We start from the raw sequence: 620 nt of genomic DNA, 5'->3' as shown, positions 1-620 counted from the left end.
CTGCAATATATTTGTAAATACATTTCCGCTAATTCTATATAAGACTGCGCGTACAATAAATATGTACGAAACACATCTGCACGAATATCACCTGAACTAGCATCAACCCAATCTATAATATTCACATCATCATTGCTCATAATTAAATTAAACAGGTGAAAATCACCATGACATAATCTAGGTTCAAATATGATTGAATCTAACCTTTTTAATATATTTCCCTTTTGTTTTTCATCCAGACTATGCACGGAGTTAATTTGACGATATAGTCCCTCTTTCATCGGTTCTATTTCATCCGGGCTCACAGATATAGCATGAATTTTTTGTTGTATACTTACACAAATACTTATGAAATGCTCTGCTTTATTCAAATTATTAAGTAGAAGCTTACCAACACTTTCTCCTTCTACATATTCCATAATAATAGCTTGTCTTCCTTGTACCTCTGTAACTTCAAATACTTTAGGAACGTGTAAATCACGTGAATATGCATACTTTTGTTTTTGTGCTTCATATAGAGATTCTGTATTAGGAAGGTATTTTTCAAATAATTTCACAACTTTATTATCACATAGATAAATTTCAGCCGTATTTCCTTTTGCTATCGGATTTTCTAGATT

The 620-nt window shown here is 31.3% G+C and carries 1 protein-coding gene; it reads right to left on the bottom strand.

Features of this window, described 5'->3' with window-relative positions:
• The coding region (locus V7038_RS05715; protein WP_335469435.1) for a phosphotransferase family protein at nt 1-620 on the bottom strand (620 nt) is incomplete at both ends.

This window comes from Bacillus sp. JJ783, assembly GCF_036963225.1.
Taxonomy (GTDB): domain Bacteria; phylum Bacillota; class Bacilli; order Bacillales; family Bacillaceae_G; genus Bacillus_A; species Bacillus_A cereus_U.
The sequence above is the reverse complement of the archived record's forward strand: the minus strand, read 5'-3'. Positions and strand labels throughout refer to the sequence as shown.